Raw genomic sequence first — 24,380 nt, 5'->3', positions numbered from 1 at the left:
GATTCTCGGCACGAATTCGTGAGAATGGGCACCGCATCACCGTGCAGCTAAATTCCTTCTGAACGCCGCAGCGCCGGACCTCACCAGAACAGCGCATACAGCGCGGTCAGGATCGCCAGCACGGCGACGGCGCCGATGTTGAACGCGCCGCCCGTGCGGTAGTCGACGTCGCGGGTCTGGATGATGTCCTTCTCCGGCGCATGCGGCGTGGCCAGCGAGACGACGACGGCCAGCGCCAGCGCCAGCAGGAACACCAGGCCGACGCGGTCGATGAACGGCAGCGCCGGCCACGCCAGCTTCAGCACGATGGACAGCGCAAACGACCCGATCGCCGCCGCCAGCGCGCCGGCCTCGTTGGCGCGCTTCCAGAACAGGCCCAGCACGAAGATCACCACGATGCCCGGTGTGAAGAAGCCGGTGTACTCCTGGATGTACTGGAACGCCTGGTCGAAGCTGCCGAGCAGCGGCTTCGCTGCCAGGATGCCGAGGACGACGGTGACCATGGCGGCGATGCGGCCCACGCGCACGAGCTGCGCCTCGCTGTGCTGGCGCTTGCCCTTGGCGTAGAAATCCAGGGTGAAGATCGTCGCCACCGAGTTGATCTTCGATGCCAGCGACGCGACGATCGCGGCCACCAGCGCGGCGAACACCAAGCCCAGGATGCCGGTGGGCAGCAGCCGCATCATCGTCGGATAGGCCTGGTCGGGCTTGTCCAGCCCCGGCGCCAGCATCACCGCGGCGATACCGGGCAGCACCACGATCACCGGCATCAGCAGCTTGAGGAAGGCGGCGAACAGCACGCCCTTCTGTGCCTCGCCGATGTCCTTCGCGGCGAGCGCGCGCTGGATGATGTACTGGTTGAAGCCCCAGTAGCTGATGTTCATGATCCACATGCCGCCGATCAGCACACTGAGGCCCGGCAGGTCCTTGTAGAAGGGGTTGTCCTTGTCGAGGATCATCTCGAAGTGGCCGGGCTGCGCCTCCCACAAGCGATGGAAGCCGGCGACGACACCGGCGCCCTCGCCCAGTTCGTTGAGCGTGAGGCCGGCGACCAGCAGGCCGCCCAGCACCAGCAGCGAGACCTGCACGATGTCGGTCAGCGCGACTGCCTTCAACCCGCCATAGAGCTGGTACAGCAGCGCGAACACGCCGATCAGCACCACCGCCAGCATCTGGTCCATGCCGGTGACCTGGGACACCGCGATGGCGCCCAGCCACAGGATGGAGGTGACGTTGACGAATACGTACAGCCCGAGCCAGAACACGGCCATCAGCGTGCGGATGCGCGTGCCGTAGCGCTGCTCGAGGAACTGCGGCATCGTGTAGATGCCGTTGCGCAGGAATACCGGCAGGAACCACTTGCCGACGATCAGCAGCGTGGCCGCCGCCATCCACTCGTACGATGCGATGGCCAGCCCGATGGCGTATCCGGAGCCGGACATGCCGATGATCTGTTCGGCCGAGATGTTGGCCGCGATCAGCGACGCGCCGATGGCCCACCACGGGAGCGACTTGCTGGCGAGGAAGTAATCCTTCGCGTCCTTGGTGTGTCCGGCCTTCTCGCGCGACACCCATTGCGCCAGCACGAAGATGCTGGCCAGGTAGGCCAGCACGATGGCGATATCCATTGTCCCCAGACCCACGGCCCCACTCCTGCGGTTGGATCGACCCACGCGCATCCCTTGCGCGGATCGGGATGCGAACCGCACGAGGCGGATCGCGATGACGGGAGATCATGCGCTGGCGTTCCCTGCCCTCGCACGCCGACGGTGGCATGGCTCATCGCCCACGTCTTGCCTTGTTACCTGACCGGGCAGGCGACCGTGGCTTCGGCTTCGTTCAACGCACCCAGGGCGATACGCGACACGGAGATTCGCAGCGCCGCGCCACTTTCCAGCACCGGCACCTGCACCAGCTTCGCCACATCGGCGCCGGCGGTCGCGAAGCACTTCAATGGAACGCCGACCACGTTCCATTCGCCCTGCGGGATCGCCTCCAGCGTCTTGCGCAGGTCGATGCGGCCACCGCAATCGTCACCGCAACCCAGGCCCAGCCACACGGGCGCGCTCACCGCACTCTCGCGGCGCACGGTCAGCTGCAACTGCACATCGCCGTTGCTTTCGCGGGTCATGTCGAGCGGCGTCCCGGACACCAGCAGCCATCTGGCCGGGGCGCTGCCCGACCAGGTCAGGCGGCGCGCATCTTCCTGTGCCCGGTGGTCGACGGCAGTCAGCGCGAGGCTGCCGTCCGCCAGCGCCACCGGCACCGTGGTGGCCGGCATGCCCGCCTGAGCGGCATTCGACAACTGCATCGCCACGCCCAGCGCCGGCTTGCCCTTGTCGAAATACACGCCGCTGGCGGCCTGCTCACCCTCGATCCCCGAGTCTTCCGGCAACGCGGCCAGGTCGCCCTTGTCGGCATAGGTCAGGCCATGACCGAAAGCGAACAGCGGGTCGTAGCCTTCCTGTCCCACGTTGTTGGCGTACTGCACGGCGGTGCGCGGCCAGCTGAAGCTCAGCTTGCCCTTGAAGTCGTGCTGCACGCTGCCGTCGGCCTTGCGCAGCAGCACATCGGCGATGCCGGCGCCTTCGGAGCCCGGCAGCCAGGCCGCCACGAACGCATCGGCCGCGTTGATCTCGCGGTTCATCCACAGTGGGCGCCCACTCAGGAACACGGCCACCACCGGGATGCCCTCGGCCTTCAGCCGCCTGATCAGTTGCAGGTCGCTGTCATCGCCGGGCTTGTAGAGCAGCGTCTGCAGGTCGCCCTGGAACTCCGCGTACGGGTTCTCGCCGAACACCACCACCGCCACGTCGGGCTTGTGGGTGTACTTGCCTTCGATGGCGAGGATCGCCTCGCCCCCCGCCGCCTTGGCCTGCTGCGCGATGCCTTCGAAGATCGTGTCGGCGTTGGGGAAGTCCTTGCGCGTAGTGCCGGTGCCCTGCCAGTTGAGCGTCCAGCCGCCGGCCTGCTTGCCGACATCGTTCGCGCCGTCGCCGGCCACCAGGATGCGCTGCTTCGGCGAAAGCGGCAGCACGCCGCCCGCGTTCTTCAGCAGTACCAGCGACTCGCGCACGGCCTGGCGCGCCACGGCGCGATGCTCGGGCGCGCCCAGCAGGGCGAACTGTCCGCCCACCGCGCGCGAGGACGGCTTGCCAGCCTCGAACAGGCCCAGGCGGAACTTCACCCGCAGGATGCGGCGCACCGCATCGTCCAGCCGCGCCTGGCTGATCGTCCCGGCCTTCACCGCCGCCAGCGTGGTTTCGTAGAAACCCTTCCAGCTGTCCGACGCCATCGCCATGTCCAGGCCGGCGTTGATCGTGGCCGGGCAATCGGTGTTGGTGCAGCCCTTCACCTGGCCGTGGCCGTTCCAGTCGCCCACCACGAAACCGCCGAACTGCATGCGGCCCTTCAGCGCATCGGTCAGGTACGGCTTGTTGCCGTGCATCTTCTCGCCATTGACGCTGTTGAACGAGGCCATCACCGTCTGCGCGCCGGCCGCGATCGCCGGCGGATAGCCGGCACCATGGATGCGCACCAGGTCGGCTTCGCTGATCTTGGTGTCGCCCTGGTCCTTGCCGTCCGTGGTGCCGCCATCGCCGAGGAAGTGCTTCACCGAGGCGATCACGTGGCGGCCGTCGAGGAAGCCCGGCGTGCCGACCTTGCCCTGCAGGCCCTCGACCATCGCACCGGCATAGCTGGCCACGATCTCGGGCGATTCCGAATAGCCTTCGTACGAACGGCCCCAGCGGTCGTCCTGCGGCACCGCCACGGTGGGTGCGAACGCCCACTCCATGCCGGTGGCGCGCGTTTCCAGCGCGGTGATCTCGCCGATCCGGCGCAGCAGATCCGGATTGCGCGTCGCGCCCAGGCCGATGTTGTGCGGGAACAGCGTGGCACCGACGATGTTGCTCTGCCCGTGTACGGCATCGATGCCGAAGATCACCGGGATCGCCTTGCCGCCCTGCGAGGTGTCCATCGATGCGTCGTAGAAGGCGTCGGCCAGGGCCAGCCACTCGGCGGGCGAGGCGTCGTAGCGGCCGCCCGGGTCGGAATTGCCGCCGGCCAGGATCGAACCGAGCCGGTAGGTGCGCACGTCGTCCGGCGTGATGCTGGCGATATCGCCCTGCACCAGCTGGCCGACCTTCTCCTCCACCGTCATCGTGGCCATCAGGTCGGTGATGCGCTGTTCGAGTGCGGCATCCTCGGCCAGCGGCCAGGCCACCTGCGGCCAGGGGTTGGCATCACCGGTCGCCGGGGCAACGGCCTTGTCATCGTTCTTGCAGGCACCCAGGGCCAGCAGCAGGGCGGCGATGAGCACACCGCGGCGGGTGTTCGTGGACATGATCGTCTTCATCCTTCCATCTGCTCCAGTTCCTTGCCCTTGGTCTCGTGGATGAACCGGCGGACCAGGAAGAAGCTGATCACGGCGCAGACCCCGTAGAAGGTGTAGCTGGCGGCCAGGCCCAGGCCCGATGCCATCAGCGGGAAACTCTGCGCGATGAGGTAGTTGGCGAACCACTGGGCAAACCCGCACACAGCCAGCGCCGAACCACGGATCTGGTTGGGGAACATCTCGCCCAGCATCACCCACATCACCGGGCCCCAGGACACGTTGAAGAAGATCACGTAAAGATTGGCGGCCACCACCGCGACCACGCCCATCTGCTGGGACAGCACCAGCGTGCCTGCCGCATCCAGCGTGCCCTGGCTGAAGGCGTAGACCATCACGAACAGGGTGACGGCCATGCCTGCGGAACCGATCAGCAGTAGGGGCTTGCGGCCGATCTTGTCGATCAGCGCGATAGTGACGAAACAGGCCGCGATCGACACCGCGCCAGAGCCGATATTGATCAGCAGCGCGTCGCTCTCGGTGAAGCCAGCCAGCTGCCAGAGCGTGGCTCCGTAGTAGAAGATCACGTTGATGCCGACCAGTTGCTGGAACACCGCCAGCAGCAGGCCGGCCCAGACGATGGCGCGGATGCCGAAGAAGCCGCGGCCACCTTTCGGTGTGAAGACATCGCTCAGGCGCGGCCGATGGTCGACGGAAAAGCTGGCTTGGATTTCGGCCATCTTGGTGGACGCTTCGGCAGGTCCCAACAAGCGGGTGAGCACCGCGTTGGCTTCCGCGAGGCGACCCTTGGACACCAGGTAGCGTGGGCTTTCCGGAATGAAAAACAGGGTGACGAGGAAAACCGCGGCCGGGACCGCCTGCATCAGGTACATCCAGCGCCACGCCTCGATCCCGCCCCAGAACGCCTCCGTGGAGCTGCCTGCCGCCGCTGCGAGGTAGTAGTTGACCAGGAAGGCCAGTGTCAGGCCGGTGATGATCATGATCTGCTGCGCCGTTGTCATGCGGCCGCGGATGCTGGCCGGCACGACTTCGGAAATGTAGGCGGGCGAGAGCACCGAGGCCGCACCGACGGCCATGCCGCCCAGGATGCGCGCCATCACGAAAATGCCCTGGCTATGTGCAAACCCCTGGATCAGCGCGCCGACCAGGAACAGGATGGCCGCGAGTCGCATCACGTTGCGACGCCCCATGCGATCGGCCAGGGTGCCGGCAAAGAAGGCGCCGATGAAACAGCCGATCAACAACGAGCCGACGGTGAAGCCCAGGCCGGCGTCGTCAAGGGCGAACGCACTCTTGAGGCCGGGCTGGGTGCCGTTCACAGCACCGCTGTCGTAACCGAAAAGCAGTCCACCGATGGTGGCGACGCAGCTGATCAAGATGATCAGACCGGTGTTGTGGCCTCCGGCAGATGGTGTTGCTGGCACGCTGGACATGCTGTTCCCTCCCAGGAATGGTGATCGCCGCGCTCAGCGCAGCAGGTACTGGTTGAGCAGGTTCTCGTAGCGCTCCTGCTTGCCGCTAGTCTGCCGGGGTTCGCCCTGTCCGGTCGCCAGCGCTGCCAGATCGGCCAGACCGAGCTTGCCGCTCTCGAAGTCCTTGCCCTTGCCGCTGTCGAAGCTGGCGTAGCGTTCCTTACGCCACTGTTCCCACGGCGACTCGGTCAGCAGCGCGTGCGCGACTTCCAGACCGCGCGCGAAGGCGTCCATGCCGCCGATGTGGGCGATGAACAGGTCTTCCAGGTCGGTCGATTCACGGCGCACCTTGGCATCGAAGTTCAGGCCACCCTCCAGCCCGCCCTGGCGCAGCACCACCAGCATCGCCCCGACGGTGTCGTACAGGTCGGTGGGAAACTGGTCGGTGTCCCAGCCGTTCTGCGCATTGCCGCGGTTGGCGTCGATGCTGCCGAGCAGACCGTGATCGGAGGCGACCTGCAGGTCGTGCTCGAAGGTGTGCCCCGAGAGCGTGGCGTGGTTGGCCTCGATGTTGAGCTTGAAGTCCTTCTCCAGCCCATGCTCCTTCAGGAAGCCGGCTACGGTAGCGCTGTCGAAGTCGTACTGGTGCTTCATCGGCTCCATCGGCTTGGGCTCGATCAGGAAGTTGCCGGTCAACCCGATGCTGCGGCCGTAGTCGCGCGCCATGGTCAGGAAGCGGGCGAAGTGCGCGAGCTCGCGCTTCATGTCGGTATTGACCAGCGAGGCATAGCCTTCGCGACCGCCCCAGAACACGTAGTGCTCACCGCCCAGCTCCACCGTGGCCTCCAGCGCCGCCTTCACCTGCACAGCGGCGCGCGCCACGATGGCGAAGTCCGGATTGGTCGAGGCGCCATTCATGTAGCGCGGGTGCGAGAACAGGTTGGCCGTGCCCCACAACAACTTGATGCCGGTCGCGTCTTGGCGCGCCTTGGCCAGGCCCACCATGTGCTTGAGGTTCTTCTCGTACTGGCCGATGTCCTCGGCATCCGGGGCCAGGTCGATGTCGTGGAAGCACCAGTAAGGTACCCCCAGCTTGGTGAAGAACTCGAACGCCGCATCGACCTTGGCTTCGGCCGTGGCCATGGGCGAGCCGGCTTCCCACGGGAAGTGGCGCGTGCCCGGGCCGAACGGATCGTGGCCGGCGTTGCAGAAGGTGTGCCAGTAGCAGACGGCGAAGCGCAGGTGCTCCTGCATGGTCTTGCCGCCGATGGTCTTGTTCGCGTCGTAGACCTTGAACGCCAGCGGGTTGTCAGAACCGCGGCCTTCGAAGGGAATGCGGCCGATGCCGGGGAAGTATTCCTGGGCGCCGATGAAGGGCTGGGTGCTCATGGTGCGTGATCCTGTGGTTGTGCGTGATATGCGGGGGAAGGTCAGCCGCGCTGCAGCGGCGTGACGGCATCGAGGTGTTGGAGGAAGCGGGCGTAGGCGGCCGCGTAAGCCGGTGCGCGGGACGCATCGGGCGTGGTGGACAAGGAGGGATCGACCGCGACGTGCGCGCGCGCGACCTCGGCGATGGACGCTTCACTGCCCTGCGTCTTGTCCAATGCCCACAGCGCCTGCAGGGCCGCGCCGAAGGCCGCGCCTTCCGACTGCGCCGGCACATCGACCGGCAGGCCGAACACGTCGGCCACCAGCTGGCGCCAGGCCGCGCTGTTGCTGCCGCCGCCGGTCAGCACGATGCGCTCAAAGCGCATGCCGGCGCGCACGAAGGCATCGAAGCCGTACTTCAGGCTGTAGGTGGCCCCTTCCATCGCGGCGCGGTAGACATGCGCCGGGGTCATGTTGGTCGCGTCCATCCCGGCCAGCACGCCCTTGCCTTGCGGCAGGTCGGGCGTACGCTCGCCGTTGAGGAAGGGCAGCATCACCAACCCGTCCGCACCCGCAGGCGTGGCGTGCAGATGCGCATCGCCCTCGCGCGTGCTGAAGCCGAAGGCCTTGGCCACCTGTTCGGTGGCCACGGTGCAGTTCATCGTGCAGATCAGCGGCAGCCAGCCGCCGGTGGAGGAACAGAATGCGGCCCAGGCGCCGTCGGGATCGACGACCGGCACGTCCGAGTAGGCGAACAGCGTCCCCGAGGTACCCAGGCTCATCGCCAGCCTGCCCTCCTCCACGCAGCCGGTGCCGATGGCCGCCATCATGTTGTCGCCGCCACCGACGGCGACCTTCGCCGTCGCCGGTAGACCGAGCTGCGTCGCCGTGGCCGGATCGATGTCGAACAGCGCATCGGGCGCGACGATCGGCGGCAGGCAGTCGGCCAGATCGCGATCGGGATCCGTCGCGCGCAGCAGGTCCTTCGACCACGTGCGCGTACGTACATCGAGCCAGCCCGTGCCGGAGGCATCGCCCCACTCGCAGAAGCGCTGCCCGGTCAGCACGAAGTTGAGGTAGTCGTGCGGCAACAGGATCGTCGCCAGCTGCGCGTACGCCTCGGGCCGATGGGCCTTCGTCCACGGCAGCTTCGAGGCGGTGTAACCGGCAAGGATGGGATTGCCGGCCAGTGCAATCGTCGCCGTCGAACCGCCCACGGCGTCCATGATCTGCGCGCACTGGGCCGTGGTGCTGGTGTCGCACCACAGCTTCGCCGGGGCGAGCACCTCGCCATCGGCATCCACCGGCACGAAGCCGTGCTGCTGGCCGGACACGGCCAGCGCCACGATGCGCGCGCGCGCGGCCGGGTCGATGCGGCCGAAGCAGGCCTGCATCGCGGCCACCCAGTCGGCGGCGTGTTGCTCGCGATGGCCGTCGTCGCCGCTCATCAAGTCGAGCGGCTCGCTGACCGTAGCCACGAGGGTGCGCGCGGCGGGGTCGTACACCACCACCTTCAGGCTCTGCGTGCCCGCATCGATGCCGGCGAACAGACTCATCGGATTGCCTTCTTCATGCTTTTCCCAATGCGCCATCGCGCAGTCGCACCGCCGCCGACGCCCCGGCGGCGAGCTCGATATCGAGGGCCTGGCCCGCATGGACCAACTGGTAACGGCCACCCTTGTCCGAGTGCAGCGTCGCGTGCGCCAGCCGTCCTGCCTTCCAGTTGAGGTCCAGGCGTGCGGCGTTGCGCACGCGTACGCCTTGGAGTTCGCCGTCGCGCCATGACGCCGGCAGCGCGGGCAACAGGAAGATCGATCCGCCCCAGCTCTGCACCAGCATCTCGAGGATGCCGGCAGCGCCGCCGAAGTTGCCGTCGATCTGGAAAGGGGGATGCGCGTCGAACAGGTTCGGGTAGCTGCGCTGCGGCGCCAGCAACATGCGCAGGATCTTCAGGCAGCGCTCGCCATTCCCCAGGCGGGCCCAGAAATTCAGCCGCCATGCGATGCCCCAGCCGGTGGCGTCGTCGCCTCGGATCTCCAGCGTACGTTGTGCGGCACGGGCGAGTTCGGGCGTGTCGCGCAGGTTGATCTGCGCACTGGGGTGAAGGCCGTACAGGTGCGAGATGTGGCGGTGGTGGATCTCGGGTGCCTGCATGTCCCAGTCGTGCTGCCATTCCTGCAGCTGCCCGGCCTTGCCGATCCGGTTGGGCGGAAGCTGTTCCCGCAGCGTGGCCAAGCGCGCGGCAAGATCGGCGTCCACGCCGAGAACGCGTGCGGCGTCGATGCACTGCCCGAACAGATCGCGCAGGATCTGCGCATCCATCGTCGGGCCGGCGCAGATCGCCGCACCGAACGGATGTTCGTTCTCCGGCGACAGCGACGGCACGGTGACCTTGTGGCCGGTGTGCGGATCATCCTGCAGCGTGTCGACGAAGAACTGCGCGGCGCCCTTGAACAGCGGCCAGACCTGCTTCAGGTAATCCGGATCGCGGCCGTAGTCCCAACGGTCCCACAGCGCTTGCAGCAGCCACGCGCCACCGGTCGGCCACAGCGCCCAGCGCGCGCCGTCCGGCGGCGTGGCGGCGCGCCACAGGTCGGTGTTGTTGTGCAGCATCCAGCCGCCGGCGCCGTACATGTCGCGGGCGACATCGGCGCCGCTCTTCGCCAGTTCCCCCAGCATGCGCTGCACCGGTTCGACGCATTCGCCCAGGCCGTTCGCTTCGGCCGGCCAATAGTTCATCTCGGTGTTGATGTTGACCGTGTACTTGCTCTCCCACGGCGGATCCATCAGGTCGTTCCAGATGCCCTGCAGGTTGGCGGGCTGGCTTCCCGGTCGCGAACTGCAGATCAGCAGGTAGCGCCCGTACGCGTGGTACAGCGATACCAGCGCGGGATCGTCGCCCTGCGCGAAGGCCGCGATGCGCTCATCGGTCGGCAGGTCCGCGGCGGCGTTGCGACCCAGGTCCAGCCGTACGCGATGGAACAACCGGCGGTGTTCGGCCAGATGGTCGGCCAGCACGGCATCGAAGCCCTTGTCCTGCACCCGCGCCAGCTGGGCGGCCGTGATCGCATCGGGATCACCGCTGACGTCGTCGTAGGCCACATGACTGGTCGCCGCCACGATGCGCAGCTCCAGTTCGCGCACGCCGTCGAACGCGATCTGGTCCTGCTCCACCCGCACCTGGCCCTCGCGGTGTGCGACCTGCACGCGGAAGGCGAAGCGCAGGTGCCCTTCGATGCCATGCTTGCCGACGTTGCGGCCGCTGACGTGCCAACCACCGTCGACGATTCGCGTGGTCGTCGCATGTTCGTTGCCGGTGCGGATCCGGCCGATCATCGCCTCGCCGCCTTCGATGGTGTAGCGCACGACGATGCACTGGTCGACCGGCGAGACGAACACCTCGCGCCGGTGCACGCCGTTTCCGACACGGAACGTGGTGCGCGCCACGGCGGCATCGAGATCCAGCTCGCGCCGGTAGTCGGCCACGCCATCCAAGCGGTCGAACTGCAGCCACAGGTTGCCGAGCGGCTGATAGGCCATCTGCTTCACCGGGCGCGAGATCAAGGTCTCGTCGGCCAAGGCGGCGGCCTCGGCGTAACGGCCGGCGAAGACGAGTTCGCGTATCCGCGGCAGGCCCTCGCGCGCCTTGGAATTGACCGCCGAGTACGGCCCGCCCGAATACAACGTGTCTTCATTGAGCTGGAGGCGCTCGTGGGCCACACCGCCGAACACCATCGCCCCGAGACGGCCATTGCCGACCGGCAAGGCCTCCACCCAGACCCGCGCGGGCTGGCGATACCAGAGCCGCAGGTCCTGCATTGCCGTCGCATCGACCATCACGGCATCGGAACGGCCCGGCAACGCCGCGATCACCGCACCCGCCGCCACGCCCTTGAACAGCGTACGGCGCGCGGAATCGCACGGCCCGGCGTCGACGGCGACCGGCGACGCGTCCGGGCGCGGGGACTGCATCATCCGGCCCTCCCGGACAGTTCTTGTCTACCGGTTACCATCGTGCCGTCCGGACGCCCGTCTGTCATCGTGCAGTGCGGGGAAACCGCACGACCTGCGCCTTGCCATCGTAGCGGACGGTGACGTCGCCCTGGGGTTCCAGCGTGCCGGCGTCGGCGCGCGGACCGTCGATGAAGCGCACGCGCACTTCGCGCGACGCGACCATGCCCGGATAGCGGCCCACACGCGCACCGATGCGCAATTCACCCGCCCTCTCGTTCCACGCCAGCGGTATGCGGCTGGACTCGCCGCGCTCGTAGCCGTAGTTGCGGCCGTTGTCCTCGTACAGCGAGAACGTACCGTCGGCGCCGGTGTAGACCTCGATCGTCAGCGGCGCATCGGGCTTCTCGTCCACGTACTGCTGGACCACGGTGCGCGGCACGATAGCGCCGGCGCGGACGAACAGCGGCATGCGTTGCAGCGGCGCGGCCGCCTCGATCGTCTGGCCGCCGTCGTAGCGCTTGCCGGTCTCGAAGTCGATCCAGCTCGTGCCCGCCGGCAGGTAGACCGGGCGCGTGGTGGCCTTGAACGTGGTGACCGGTGCGACCAGGAACGCCGGGCCGAACAGGTACTGGTCGGCGATGTCGCGCACCTTGGGGTCGGACGGGAAGTCCATCGCGAGCGTGCGCAGCAGGGTGCCGTCCTGGTGCCAGGTGTCGCCGGCCAGCGTGTAGATGTAGGGCAGCAGCGTGTAACGCAGCTTCAGGTAGTGGACGAAGCTGTCGTAGTGCGGCGTGCCTTCCGGGGCGATCTCCCAGATCTCGCGGTACGGGAACTGGCCGTGCAGGCGGAAAATTGGCACGAAGGCGCCGTGCTGAAACCAGCGCAGGCTCAGTTCGCGCCATTCGGCCAGGTGCGCCGGATCCTTCGTCTCGTAGCGCTTCTCCGGCGAGAAGCCGCCGATGTCGAAGCTGACGTTGGGCGCGCCCGCCATCGAAGCATTGACCAGGCCGGAGATCTGCTCGCGCAGGTCGTCCCAGCGCGGCACGATGTCGCCGCTCCAGAACGCCGCCCCGGCGCGCTGCTGGCCCGCGAAGAACGCGCGCGACAGGATGAAGACGCGCTTGTCCGGATCCTGCTCGCGCGAACCGCGGTAGACGCCTTCGGAGTGCACCAGCGGATACGAATTGAAGAACTCCACCGATGGGCCCAGCGCGGTCGGCGTGGTGCGCGCTTTGCGCTCGCCGATGTCGATGTTGCTGTGCAGGTCGGGTTCGCTGGCATCCAGCCACCACGCATCGAACCCCTTGCGGTTGAGCTTGCCGTTGACCTGGCGCCAGAAGATGTCCTGCGCCTCCTTCGAATACGGGTCGTAGAACGAGTTGAGATAGCCTTTGCCGATCCAGTCCAGCTCGCCGACCTCGACATTGCGGCGGTACATGTGGCCGGCGGCGTCCAGCTCCCTGTAGTTCGACGTGGTCGGATAGAACTTCGGCCACACGGAAATCATGATCTGCGCATGCTGGTCGTGGACGTGGTCGACCATGCCGTCCGGATCGGGGAAGTTCTTCGCATCGAAATCATGCGAACCCCAGGCGTCTTCCGGCCAGTACGACCAGTCCAGCACGATGGCGTCGATCGGCAGCTTGCGCTTGCGGTACTCGTCCAGCGCGCCGGTCAGTTCGGCCTGGGTCTTGTAGCGCTCGCGGCTCTGCCAGAAACCGTACGACCACTTCGGCAGCAGCACGGCCTTGCCGGTCAGCGTGCGGTAGCCGGCCAGCACCTGGTCGGCGTCGTCGCCGGCCACCACGTAGTAGTCGATCGCCTGGGCGGCCTCGGACCAGATCGACAGGTCCTTCGCTTCGTCGGCCGGCAGCGGATCGCGATGCAACAGCGCGATGTAGGCCGGTTCGATGCGGTCCCACACCAGCTTCACCGTGTGCCGCTGACCGGCCTTCATGTCCAGTGCGAACTCGTGGTGCCACGGGTTCCAGTTCTGGCGCCAGCGGTCGAGCACCAGCTTGCCGTCGATGTAGAGCCTGGCGTACTCGCTGTTGTACAGCGAGAAGGTATGCCGCCCGTCGCTGCGCGCGGCGATCTCACCTTCCCAGACCACGTCGCTGCGACCGCCCTCGGCCAGGTTCTTCCCCTTCGCCGGGAAGTTGGCCAGGTCCTTGATGTACTGGTAGTTCACCTCGCTTTCGCGACGCTCGACCACCTGCTTGCCGTTGACGGTGTAGCGCGCGGTCAGCGCACCCGGCTTGCCCTGCGCGTCGAACAGGTCCAGCGACGCGCCCAGCGGCTGCAAGCCGCGCGGATCGCCGTAGCGGGTGATCGCGTTGCTGTCCCACAGGATGCCGTAGCGGCGCGTGGAGACGAGATAGGGAATCGCCTTGTCGATGTTGTGCTGGAGCAGTTCGACATCGCGGCCCTTGAGGTTCATCCAGCCCTGCTGGTGCAGGCCGGTGCCGTAGAAGGCCTCGTCTTCCGTCGACTCGAAACGCTGGCGGATGGCGTAGTAGTCCTTGCCCTCGACCCTGGTCGGCGTGAACGTGCGGGCACGTTCGGCCAACAAGGGCATGCCGGCGGCGTCGAAGAAGCTGACCCGACCCGTGCGGGCATCGACCTTTGCCGAGATGCCCTGCGTGGATACCGTCACCTGTCCGCCGGCTTCGCCCACCTTCACCGCCGGCGGGGCGCTGGTCTTCGCGCGCATCAGGCTGGGCGTGCGGGCGAAATCGCCGTCGGGATCGGCCATCACGCGCAGGATGCCCGGCGCGACCGCTTCGATCTTGACGTCGGCGGCGGCCGCATCGGCAGGACGCACGATCACGCCGTGATCGATCCTCTCGACCGCGTCCTGCCCCGCGGCGTTGGCGCCCGCCGCGGCCAGGGCCAGCAGCGGCACCGTCAACGTCTTCAAGTAACCCATCGCTTGCTCCTCGTTCGGGCGCGTGGGCACCCGGGTTCTGGGACCGGCCTGCCGGTCCGCGGATCGATCAGTAGGTGGCCAACTTCACCCGCAGCAACTGCGGGATGCCTGAGAAATTGAGGCCGTAGTCGGTCTGGTCGCCATTCCAGCGCCGTCGGAAGACCCACTTGCCATCGACGTAGGTGCCCTCGTCGACATAGTCGTAGATCTGCCGCGCGGCCACGGCCGGATCGGCGGCGGTGATGTTGATGCGCGCGTGCGCGCCGGCGACCAGGAACTCATCCGGCCCCAGCTGCACCACCAGCGCACGACCGATGGGCTCCGGATTGCCGGGCGGCTCGCCCTGGAACCAGAACTGCGGTACGCCGTAGGTCACCACCATGTTCCAGCGGTCGTCGATCTTCACCGTCTGCACGGCCTGGCCGGGCTGCTCGGCGGTACCGCGCACCTTGCCCTCGAAGCTGGCCTGCGCGATGACGCGCGCCGCCGGGCGTGCGATGGCGTAGTTCAGCGCGAACGGAGCGAGCGTCTCGGCGTCCACTTTCTGCGCGCCCAGCGGCCAGTTGGTGTAGTGCGAGAAGTCGATGCCGAACGGCGACCAGCCGATGGCCTGCTCGCCCAGGGCGGAAAAGAAGTAGCGCGCGTATTCTTCCCGGTTGCCGGTCTCGGCGACGAACAGCGGATTGTCGGGGCGCGCGTAGCGGTCCAGCACCGTGGTGTAGTGCGTGTACTCCGGCATGTAGATGTCGGGCGCCAGCAGGTCGATATGCGGCGCAGCGGCCTTGTACACATCCAGGACGTTGTCGGTGGGCCCGCCGCTGGCGTATTGCCCCGGCTGGCCGGGATTGAACGGTCCGCGCAGCGCGGCGTTGATGTACATCGGCAGCGGATAGACCGCCTTGCCCGCTTCCGCGACCTGATCGATGTAGTGGGCGATATGCCAGGCGTGGAAATACTCGTCCGCGTCGGCGCCGAACACCTCGCGCCATGTGCCCGGCGACTTGCCGAGCTTCTTCAGCAGGGCGTCCGGCACCGGTCCTTCGAATATCTTCTGCGCCAGCGGCGAGAAATCGCGCACGCTGCCGTAGGTGCCCGGTTCGTTCTGCGGCTGCACCATGATGACGGTGCGCTGCGGATCGGCGGCCTTGAGGTGCGTCATCAGGGCGACGAACGCCTTGCGGTCTGCGTCCAGCGTGGCCTGCGCGTGCGGCGACAGCGAGTTGAGCGTGCGGCCGTCGGCGGTCACGACGCGCGGGAAGCGGGTGTTGTCCAGCTTGACCCAGTCCGGCGCATAGTTCGGGCTGTTGTTCTTCCAGGTGGCGAACCACAGCAGGATCAGCCGCACATCCTTCTCGCGCGCCTGCTTCAGCAACACATCGACGAAGGAGAAATCGAACGTGCCTTCCTTCGCTTCGACCTGCTCCCAGGCCACCGGCACCATCACCGTGTTCGGCTTGACCACGTCGATGGCGGGCCAGACGTCGTCCAGCGCCTGCGGCCAGTTGCTGGAGTTGTTGACCTGCGCGCCGAGGATGAGGAACGGCGCACCGTCCACCATCAGCGCATGACGGCCGTCCTCGCTGACGATCTGCGGGATCGGTGTGGCATCGGACGCATCGGCCGCGCCGTCGCCCTTCGCCGTGGCCGGCGCATCGCCTTTTCCGGTCGGTTGGCAGGCGGCCAGGCCGAGCAGCGCGACGAGCGAAAGCAGCAACAGGCGGCGGGGCATCATTGAAGGCATTCCGGGGTCACCACGCATCGGTACGGAAAGGCGAGGCAGGCAGGCCCGTCGCGTTGATCAGGTCGGCGTCGGCCGGGTTATCGGACCAGCCGTAGCGCAGCGCCACCGGTGACTTCACCGCGCCGCTGCGCACGACGACGCGACCGTCGACGAGCGCGGCCTCGGCCGGATGGAAGACGCGATCGGCGCCGGCCAGCGCGAAGCCGTGCACACGCGTGCCGCCTCCACGCACCGCGAGCGCGCTACCGCCATCGTCGAAGGCGAGGGTCGCGACGCCGTTCGAGAACTGCGCGCGCGTATGGACCGGTCCGTGGTAAACCAGCGACTCACCGTACGCAACGTGCCGGGCCGCCAGCGCAAGCCGCTTGCCGACATCCTGCTTGTTGAGCGGATGGATATCGGTCGGATTGCCGATGTCGATGGTGACCACCTGCGCCGTGGCCGGCAACGCCAGCGTGGTCGACTGCGATTCGCGCAGCACCGCCCACGGGCTCGTATCGCCCTGGTCGACGCCGGAAGAGAAGTTGGCCAGCTGCACCCAAAGGAACGGCAGATCGGGGGCCTGCCACTGGCGACGCCACTGCTGGATCATCGCCGGGAACTGCGTGCGGTACTTCAGCGCCTCCGCCACCGTGTTCGCGTTCGATTCGCCCTGGTACCAGATGACGCCACGAATGGCGTACGGCTGCAGCGGATGGATCATCCGGTTGTAGAGCAGCGTGGGGTGCTGGTTCTTGTCGTCGACCAGCGCCACGGTCACGCGCGACGGGCGGAACGACCAGTCCGCCAGCGCACGCGCATTGCCGCCCGCTGGCTGTACGAAGACCTCCCCCGGCTCGCCGTGGATGCCGCCGCCGCCGCCGAAGTCCGACACCCGCACCGCCACCTGGTTCACGCCCGCGCGCAGCGCCGAGGCAGGCACGCGGTAGCGGCGCGGCTGGTTGTACTGCATGCGGGTCTCGCCGACCTGCACACCGTTGACCCAGGTGATGTCGGAGTCGTCGATGCGCCCTACCCCCAGCGTCACCCCGGCGGCAGCTTCCTTCTCGCTCAGCGTGAAGGTGGTGCGGTACCACGCCACGCCATCCAGGCCATTCCAGCCCGTTTTCTCCCACAGCGAAGGCACCGTGATCGGCACCCAATCGCGGGTATCGAGATCACGCTTCTCCCAACCGGTGTCGTCCGCCGGCCAGGAGGTCCAGCGTGCCAGATGGGCGTGTGTCTGCTGCAGCGCGCGCGTGTCGGCGTCGCGCAGCCGTTCCGCCTGCGCCCGCAACGCAGAGGCATCGACATCCTGCGATGGCGCATCCATCCAGGCCTCGATCCGGCTGCCACCCCAGGTGCTGTCGATGATGCCGATCGGCACGCCGGTGACCTTGCGCAGTTCGCGGGCGAAGAAGTGGGCGACGGCGGAGAACTTCGGCGCGGCCTGCGGCGAGGACGCCACCCATTCGCCGCCTTCGAGCTGTGCCTGCGGTTCGCCGGACCACGACTTCGGAATCTTGAAATGGCGGATCTGCGGATCGGTCGCACGTGCGGCTTCGGCCTCGGGGTTCGCCGACTGCGCGATGGGCCACTCCATGTTCGACTGCCCGCTGGCCAGCCATACGTCGCCGACCAGCACGTCGCGCAGCACGCGCGGTTGCGTGCCATCGTCGATGCGCATCACGTATGGACCGCCCGCCGTCTGCGCAGGCAACGCCAGCGACCAGCGACCATCGGCGCCGGTGTGTGCCGTGGCGTCGCGGCCGGCGAAGCTCACCTGCACGCGCGCGCCGGGCGCGGCCTCACCCCAGACGCGCAGCGGCTGGTCGCGCTGCACGACCATACCATCGGCAAAGATGCGGGGAAGTTCCACGGCCTGCGCGGCGGGGATCGCCAACAGGGCCAGCACCAGGGTAGCCGCTCGTTTCATTTCGGATCTCCGTACCAGATGCCACGCCCTTCGGTGCCGAAGTAGACGCGGCCATGCAGGCGGGGATCGCCTGTCACATGGCGGATGATGCCGCCAAAGCGCAACGCATCGGTGTCGATCCGCTGCCAGCGCCGGCCGGCATCGTCGGAGCGGAACAAGCCGCGCTGCCCCCGCACCTCGCCGAACACGAACAGCACGGGCGTGTCGCCGTCCTTCGCCGGCTTGCCCAGGCCCACGGACATGACGTTGTCCACCCCGGGCACGCGCTCCAGCTTGCCGGGCGCGAGGTGCAACAGGCCGCGCCACGACGCCGCGATCCAGGCTTCGCCCGTCTTCTCCGGGTGCGGCCGGATCTCGGCGCGATACCAGTCGCCGATTTCGCCGACCGGGGCGCGCACTTCCTGGAAAGCGACGCCACCGTTGCCGCTGACGTACAGCTTGCCGCTGATCGCATCGAAACCGTAGTAGATGCCTTCATCGACGCGATCGGCCTCCACCACCGCGGTCTTCGGCAGGCCCTTCACCGGTTGCCAGCGCCCGCCCATGTCGGCGGTGATCCAGTGGTGCTCCCCATTGCGTGGACGCCAGATCGCGCGCTTGCCGTCGGCCGCGAGCGTGATCTGTCCCGCGCCCTCGCCGTCCGGCGGCTCGCTCGCGAACGCGGTCCAGGTCCGCCCGCCATCCTTCGACCAGGCGCCGCGCACCGCGCCTTCCGGGCGGTTGTGGAAGTAGCCCGTGCGCACCATCATCTGTGGCGCACGGCCGGCGAAGGCCAGGCTTTCCGTGTTGGAGAATCGCACACCGGCAAAGCGCTGCTGCGAGACATCAAGATGGTCGTGCACGAACCCATCGACATCACCGAGTCCGCTTACCAGGTGCGCGCCCTGCGGCGGACTGACCAGCGCGAGCGGGACGGTTTCCTCGAAGCCCGCCTGTTCGAAACGCCACGCCATCTCGGCGCCCGCATCGAAGGCCTTCGCATTGGTGGACGCCCACACGCCATAGCCGGTGACGAAAAGGATGCGATCGGGATCGAACGGGTCGATCTCGATGTCCGCCATCCAGTGAGGCTTGGCGTCCTGCGTCCAGGGTGCGGCGGCATGGTCGAAGCCGGAACGCGGGAACAGCGCCGTCCAGGTGCGCCCGCCATCGAGACTGCGATAGATATCGTCGTGCGGCTGGTAGCGGCGGAACGTGCTGGCGATGATGACGTCCGGGTTGTCGGCCTGCACGGCGACCGCGCCCCAGCCGAAACCGGCATCGGCTTTGGAGCGGCGTACCGGCGTGATGTCTTCCCAGCGGTCGCCGGCGGGGTCGAAGCGCCAGACGGCGCCATCGGCCATGTTGTTCGGGCCCGGCTCGTCGCCGTAGCTCAGCAGCCAGCGCCCCCGGGCGTCGCGCACCATGTGGCTGGGGCGCAGGCCGACGGGTTGCCCGGGCACCGCCTGCCAGGTCGTGCCGCCGTCGCGTGAGCGATAGAGGCTGGTCTGGTTTGTCGACACACCGGCATAGATCGTCTTCGTCGGCGCGCCTTTCGTACTGTCGACCGGATCGAATGCCACGAAGGCGATACCGACCGGTCGCAGTTCGCGCCAGCCTCTCGCCCAGGCCGAGCGATCCCTCGCGATGGCCGGAAAGCCCCGCACTTCGCGCCAGCTCGCCCCGGCGTCGTCGCTCCGCCACAGGCCGTCGGCACGCGTACCGAACAGCAGCACGCGGCCGTCGTTCGGATCCACTGCCAGACGCTCCCCGTTGCCGCGGCCCTGCTCATTGCCGCCGAACTTGAACGGCAGCGGTGTCCGCTGGAACGTGGCGCCGCGATCGGACGAACGCAGGATCACACCATCCTGCCCACGCTCATGCAGGTAAGTGCCAACGGCAAGATAGAGGCGATCGGGATCGGAGGGATCCAGCGCCAGACTCTCCACGCCGAAGCGGCCGTTGTCCTCGTAACCCATCCAGTCCATCAGCGGCAGCCAGCGCCGCTCGCGCGGCTGCCAGCGGTAAGCGCCGCCGATGTCGGTGCGCGCGTACAGCAGACCCTTCTCATGCGGATGGAACACCAGCCCACTGACGAAGCCCCCGCCTCCGATGGCCACGTTCTGCCAGCGGTAGCCGGTAACGTCGTCCTTCGCCACCGCGCTGGGCACCAGCAGGAAAACGAAGAGCGCGAGGATCAGGCGGAGCGTGAGCACGGAGTCTCCTGTCGGGGAACAGCGGTGCGCCGGCAGGAGCACACCTCGGACGCCGCAGCAGGCCGGCGCCGGTCCATAGAAGGATCGGCCGGTGCTACCGGCCGATCCGTGGGCTGCATCAGAACGTGAAGCGGACCGTGGCAGCGTAACGGCGGTCGTTGACGTACCACGAGGTGGTGCGCTTGCCAGCACCGTTCTGGTCCATCAGCGTGCGCTGCTCGGCGTTGTTGAGGTTGTTCATCTCAAGGCCGAACTGCACGTTATCGGAGAAGCGATAGAAGATCGAACCATCGAGCTGTCCGAAGCTGTCGCTGTATACCGGCAGTTTCCAGGCGACGGACTCACCGTCGAGATTGTTGTTGGTGCCGTTGTAGCCATTGGGGCCGATCGACAGCAGGTACTCGCTGCGCCAGTTGTACGCCAGCCGGATCTGCCAGGGGCCTTTCTCGTAGAACGCGGCGACGTTGTAGGAGTTCTTGGACAGGCCATCCGCCGGCAGATCGTCGAACAGCGATCCGTCGGTATCCACCGGCACCGCGTTGGAGGCGTTCGGAATCCTGGTGGAGCTGTCGATGTAGGTGTAGTTGGCCGACATGCCCAGGCCATCGAAAGGCGCAGGCAGGAAATCGAAGAACTGGTTCCACCCTATCTCGGCGCCCTGAATCTTCGCCGTGCCCACGTTCACCAGGCGCGAGACCAGGTAGTCGTACTGGTTGCCGTCGACGCCCGGATAGGGGACCAGCTCGGTCTGCTGGCGGAAATAGTCCTTGATGTCCTTGTAGAAGAAGTTCACCCAGGCCATGCCGCCCTTGTCCGGCGCGAAGTACCACTCCAGCGACAGGTCGAACTGGTTGGCCTTCATCGGCGTCAGGTACGGGTTGTCGGTGGAACTGCCCGTCAGGTCGAGCTGGTCGGGCCCGAGGGTCTGCCCGGGCACCGTGGTCACGCCGTCGCGGACGGCGACGCTGAGCACCTGGTAGGCCTGCATGTCGCTGAAGGCCGGGCGCGCGATGGCCTTGGACGCGGCGAAGCGGACGATCCAGTTCTCCGCCGGCTCCCACTTCACGTTCGCGCTGGGCAGCACGTCGGTGTACGAGTTCTCCGCGGAGATCGGCTCTGACTGCCCGCTGCCCAGGTAGGGCGCGAACGCATTGTTCGGGTACACCAGGTAGCCCTTGGCGCTGTTTTCGGTACGCACCACGCGCACACCGACATTGCCGTCGATGCGCGCCTGGTCCATCGCGAAGTTCAGCATCGCGTAAGCGGCGTAGGTCTTCTCGTTCTGTACGTTGCCCCACTGCGGATCGGCGAGGTTGCGCGGGGTGATCTGGCCGTAGCAGCAGCTGTAGTACGGGATCGCCGCACCATGGATGTCGAGGTAGCTGTTCGGGAAGCCCAGCGCGGTGGCCAGCACCGGCGAATAGAACGAGCCCGGCGTCGACGCGCCGCCACGATAGAAGTTGTCGAACGTGATCAGATTGGTCAGGCTGGAATTGACCGTGCCGTTGAGGTCCAGCCCCGGCAGCGCACCGCCCGGCAATGCCCATCCCTGCATCCACGGCTGGAACACCGGCTGCCAGTCGTAGCCGGTGTCGATGCTGTGCGCATCGCGGTCGGTGACGCGCACGCCGAACTTCACCGAATCGATGAATTTGCTGTCGAAGCTGTGCTTCAGATCCGCGCGCCAGGCGACTTCATCGGCCGTGTTGTCGTCCCGATGGTCCATCGTGAAACCCCAGTAGTAGTTCGCGGGGTTGGCGGTGAACTGGTTGTCGACGCCGATGCGCGGTACGCCGCGACCCAGGTCGATGTCGATGTAGGGCACGTTGAGGCCCAGCGACACGGTGGAGTCCAGCGCCTCGGTGTTCGCCTTGATGTACTGCAGGTCGGTGGAGAACTCGGTACGGTCGCTGAAAAGCCACTTCAGGCCGAACGAGTAATCGGTCGTGTCCGACTTGCGATGCGAGGCGCGGATGTCCGTCCCCATCGGGATGTCGCCGTTCGAACGCAGGCGGCCGGAAACGAAGACGTTGCCGTCGAGTTCGTAGGGCTCGCTGGCATCGACACGCACCTGCATCGGGTCGTTGGAGACGAAGATCGCGTCTTCATACCACAGCTCGTCGTACTTGCTCTGGAAGGCGGTGGCGAACAGTTCCAGGTTGTCGTTCGGGCGCCACTGAAGGGCGACGTAGGCACCCTGGCGTTCGCGTTCGTACTCCAGCGTACGCCAGTCGGCGCCGCGGGGCAGCCACAGATTCTCGTTGGTGCCGTCGTTGTCGAGGTCGGAGTTGGCCGTCTCGAAGAACGGCCGCACGAACATGCCATCGGTACGGGTGGCCAGTTCGGAATGGGCCAGGTTCACCAGAATGCCGAACTCGCCTGCGTCGGTGTCCCAGCGGTTGCTGAAGAGCACAGACCCAGCGGGCTTCACCTGGTCGGCGAAGTCGCCCCTGTTGGCGCTGAAGGACATGCCGAAGCGGCTGCCGTCGATGTCGAACGGCATGAAGGTGCGCAGGTCGACGCTGCCGCCGAGGCCACCTTCGATCATGTCGGCCTTCTGGTTCTTGTACACGTCCACGCCGGCCATCAGCTCGGATGGCACGTCCTGGAAGCTCAGGGCCCGGCCACCCGACGCGGAGAAGCTGTCACGCCCGTTGAGCTCGGAGCGCACCTGGGTCAGGCCGCGCACCTGCACGCCGCCGCCTTCGGCGGAGAAGTGTTCCGGATCGCCGACCGTCAGGAAGCGATCGATGGTCACGCCGGGAATGCGCGACAGCGTTTCCGTCACGCTGCGGTCGGGCAAGGCGCCAATGTCGAGCGCGGTGACCGAGTCGACGAAGGTGTCGGCGTCACGCTTGATGTCCTGCGCGCGGTAGACGGAGCCGCGGATGCCGGTGACGACGACGGCATCGAGTTCGGTGGGCGCATCGCCTTCTTTCGCCTCGGTCGTGGCCTCCTGCGCGAACGCAGGCGCCGACAGCAACAGCGCGATGCCGAGGGCGAGGACGGTGGGCTGCAGGTGGCGGCCGGCGGAACGGCCCGCACGGGGACCAGCCGCGATGCGGCGCTGACGCGTTGACATGGATGTTCCCTCCCAGGACACATGGCAAACGATGGAGTTGTGGTCCTGCCCGGACGTCTTCGCGCCCCGTGGCCGGATGAAGCGATGGCGGCTGCGGCCCCCTGCCGCGGTCGTCGATGGTTCGGTCTTTCCCGTGGAGCGCTGCCGCAACCGGAGCCTTGCGACCGGTGCTTGGCGCTCACCTGGCGGCCGTGGGACCGCCTTCCTGTGACTGCGCCGGGAGCATAGGCGGGGCTGACATGCCGTACCAATGAAATATTGATCGCCAGCTATATCGAACCCGAATAGGTCTTCAGACGCCGTCGCCGCCGCCCTCGCTCGCGGGCGGTACCGTGCCCGTCTGGGAGGGCTCCAGGTCGGTATAGAGGCGACGGGCCGTGCTGCGGAGGGCGTCCAGCACGCGCTCGGCACCCGGGGACAGCAGCTGATCACGCCGGCGGATGATGCCGAAGAACTCCATGCGCACGCCCAGCTCGATCGGCAACACGCACATCTGCCCGGTCTGCAGGTATGGGCCGACCGACTCGGCCGGCAGCGCGGTCAGCAGGTCGCTGTGTCGCAGCAGGTGGATGATCACCGGCAGGGATGCGGTTTCCACGATGTTCTGCGGCGGCGGCTGGCCGTGTTCGAGGAATACCGCATCCAGGCGCGACCGCAGCACGCTGGCGGCCGGCGGCATGATCCAGCCGTAGTCGGACAGATCGGCATGGGTGATGCGCGGGCGCCGGGTCAGCGGATGGCCGGCGCGCACGATGACCGCATGCGGCTCGTCGGCCAGCGGCTCGAAATCCAGCTCGCCCGCGCCTTCCGGCCCCATGATGCGGCCGACCACGATGTCGAGCTGGCCATCCAGCAGCTTGGCCACCAGCGGTCGGCTGTAGTCCATCTCGACCTTGATCAGGATGTCCGGAAAATCGCGCTTCACTGCCGCGATGGCCTGCGGCACCAGCGTGGTACCCGGATTCACCACGGTGCCGATCGCGGCCTGGCCCATGCGTCCGCTGCGCAGTGCGGCGATCTCGTCGTGGGCACGGCCGATCTCAGACAGCGCGGAGCGGGCGCGCCGGATCAGGACCTGCCCGTACCAGGTGGGCTCCACGCCACGGGCGTGACGCTCGAACAGCGGCACGCCGAGCAGGCTTTCCATTTCCGCCAGCAGCTTGGAGGCGGCGGGCTGGGTCATGTTGGCGGCCTCGGCCGCGCGCAGGACCGAGCGCTGTTCGTACAGGTGCAGCAACAGGGACAGGTGGCGGGTCTTCAGGCGCGTGGCGCCGAACCAGCCGGTGGTGGGGTGGACCATGGTCGCCTCCGCGGCACGAGCTATTCGTGTGCGGAATAGCCTATGACAAAAATTTCATTTGTCGTACATAGATGCCCACGCGAGGCTATGCCACGCTTCAAGCGCGGGTCGGCGGCCATGCCTGACCGCC

The 24,380-nt window shown here is 67.2% G+C and carries 12 protein-coding genes; all 12 read right to left on the bottom strand.

Annotation, left to right across the window (positions count from 1 at the left end):
* Positions 1–80: 80 nt before the first annotated feature.
* The 12 genes from V8246_RS07075 to V8246_RS07020 all read right to left on the bottom strand — a co-directional run bounded on the left by V8246_RS07075 (position 81) and on the right by V8246_RS07020 (position 24,250).
* Positions 81–1,643: a sodium/sugar symporter gene (locus V8246_RS07075; RefSeq protein ID WP_336188554.1), complete on the bottom strand. Its 1,563-nt coding sequence runs from the start codon at positions 1,641–1,643 to the stop codon at positions 81–83.
* Between the two features lie 158 nt (positions 1,644–1,801).
* Positions 1,802–4,345: a glycoside hydrolase family 3 N-terminal domain-containing protein gene (locus V8246_RS07070; RefSeq protein WP_336188553.1), complete on the bottom strand. Its 2,544-nt coding sequence runs from the start codon at positions 4,343–4,345 to the stop codon at positions 1,802–1,804.
* Positions 4,346–4,353: 8 nt separating this feature from the next.
* On the bottom strand, positions 4,354–5,787 hold the full coding sequence (locus V8246_RS07065; RefSeq protein ID WP_336188552.1) for a sugar porter family MFS transporter: 1,434 nt from the start codon (positions 5,785–5,787) through the stop codon (positions 4,354–4,356).
* A gap of 33 nt (positions 5,788–5,820) precedes the next feature.
* Positions 5,821–7,155 carry a xylose isomerase gene (xylA, locus tag V8246_RS07060; protein WP_336188551.1) on the bottom strand — a complete coding sequence of 445 codons (1,335 nt, stop codon included), beginning with the start codon at positions 7,153–7,155 and terminating at the stop codon, positions 5,821–5,823.
* Between the two features lie 41 nt (positions 7,156–7,196).
* A complete protein-coding gene (gene xylB, locus V8246_RS07055; protein WP_336188550.1) occupies positions 7,197–8,690 on the bottom strand; it encodes a xylulokinase in 1,494 nt (497 codons plus the stop codon).
* 13 nt (positions 8,691–8,703) lie between these two features.
* A complete protein-coding gene (locus tag V8246_RS07050; protein WP_336189061.1) occupies positions 8,704–11,106 on the bottom strand; it encodes a glycoside hydrolase family 95 protein in 2,403 nt (800 codons plus the stop codon).
* A gap of 64 nt (positions 11,107–11,170) precedes the next feature.
* Complete coding sequence (locus V8246_RS07045) at positions 11,171–14,017, bottom strand: TIM-barrel domain-containing protein (protein WP_336188549.1); 2,847 nt, start codon at positions 14,015–14,017, stop codon at positions 11,171–11,173.
* 67 nt (positions 14,018–14,084) lie between these two features.
* Positions 14,085–15,758, bottom strand: a complete 1,674-nt coding sequence (locus tag V8246_RS07040; protein WP_336188548.1) for a DUF5597 domain-containing protein — start codon at positions 15,756–15,758, stop codon at positions 14,085–14,087.
* A 7-nt stretch (positions 15,759–15,765) separates the two neighbouring features.
* Entirely contained in the window at positions 15,766–17,673 is a 1,908-nt protein-coding gene (locus tag V8246_RS07035; RefSeq protein ID WP_336188547.1) for a sialate O-acetylesterase, read from the bottom strand.
* Positions 17,670–19,868 (bottom strand): cellulase, encoded by a 2,199-nt coding sequence (locus tag V8246_RS07030; RefSeq protein WP_336188546.1) that lies wholly within the window; start codon positions 19,866–19,868, stop codon positions 17,670–17,672. The genes V8246_RS07035 and V8246_RS07030 overlap by 4 nt, the downstream gene beginning before the upstream one ends.
* Positions 19,869–19,986: 118 nt before the next feature.
* Entirely contained in the window at positions 19,987–22,950 is a 2,964-nt protein-coding gene (locus V8246_RS07025; RefSeq protein ID WP_336188545.1) for a TonB-dependent receptor, read from the bottom strand.
* 292 nt (positions 22,951–23,242) lie between these two features.
* Entirely contained in the window at positions 23,243–24,250 is a 1,008-nt protein-coding gene (locus tag V8246_RS07020; protein ID WP_336188544.1) for a LysR substrate-binding domain-containing protein, read from the bottom strand.
* Between the last annotated feature and the right edge of the window lie 130 nt (positions 24,251–24,380).

Source organism: Pseudoxanthomonas sp. F11, from assembly GCF_037046485.1.
Taxonomy (GTDB): Bacteria; Pseudomonadota; Gammaproteobacteria; order Xanthomonadales; family Xanthomonadaceae; genus Pseudoxanthomonas_A.
Note: the sequence above shows the minus strand (reverse complement) of the source record. Positions and strands in the feature narration are given on the sequence as shown.

Excerpts from the sequence above, each read along its gene's own strand:
- V8246_RS07070 (WP_336188553.1), bottom strand. The coding sequence starts at position 4,345 with ATGTCCACGAACACCCGCCGCGGTGTGCTCATCGCCGCCCTGCTGCTG.
- V8246_RS07065 (WP_336188552.1), bottom strand. The coding sequence starts at position 5,787 with ATGTCCAGCGTGCCAGCAACACCATCTGCCGGAGGCCACAACACCGGT.
- xylA (WP_336188551.1), bottom strand. The coding sequence starts at position 7,155 with ATGAGCACCCAGCCCTTCATCGGCGCCCAGGAATACTTCCCCGGCATC.
- xylB (WP_336188550.1), bottom strand. The coding sequence starts at position 8,690 with ATGAGTCTGTTCGCCGGCATCGATGCGGGCACGCAGAGCCTGAAGGTG.
- V8246_RS07050 (WP_336189061.1), bottom strand. The coding sequence starts at position 11,106 with ATGCAGTCCCCGCGCCCGGACGCGTCGCCGGTCGCCGTCGACGCCGGG.
- V8246_RS07045 (WP_336188549.1), bottom strand. The coding sequence starts at position 14,017 with ATGGGTTACTTGAAGACGTTGACGGTGCCGCTGCTGGCCCTGGCCGCG.
- V8246_RS07040 (WP_336188548.1), bottom strand. The coding sequence starts at position 15,758 with ATGCCTTCAATGATGCCCCGCCGCCTGTTGCTGCTTTCGCTCGTCGCG.
- V8246_RS07035 (WP_336188547.1), bottom strand. The coding sequence starts at position 17,673 with ATGAAACGAGCGGCTACCCTGGTGCTGGCCCTGTTGGCGATCCCCGCC.
- V8246_RS07025 (WP_336188545.1), bottom strand. The coding sequence starts at position 22,950 with ATGTCAACGCGTCAGCGCCGCATCGCGGCTGGTCCCCGTGCGGGCCGT.
- V8246_RS07020 (WP_336188544.1), bottom strand. The coding sequence starts at position 24,250 with ATGGTCCACCCCACCACCGGCTGGTTCGGCGCCACGCGCCTGAAGACC.